Below are 272 nucleotides of genomic sequence, written 5' to 3'. Positions count from 1 at the left end.
ATTTTCGAAGAGTATTAGTCCAAAATTCTGGCTTAATAGTCTCCTTAAAACACCAAAAAACCCACCCAATGGGCAGGTTTCAACTGTATTGTTCAGCTAGATTAAGCTTTACCTTCTGAACATAAAGCATTTATTTACTATACTTCCTAATACATTAAAAAGGCCCATATTTATACATTCATCCACCCACACTATATTTGGATAATACTCATTGTTCCCTTAAGTTCTTAAAAATATATGGCAAAATAGGGGACAAAATTTTAAGTTGAACT

The organism is Streptococcus sp. 2342, assembly GCF_013276795.1.
Lineage (GTDB): Bacteria > Bacillota > Bacilli > Lactobacillales > Streptococcaceae > Streptococcus.
Note: the sequence above shows the minus strand (reverse complement) of the source record.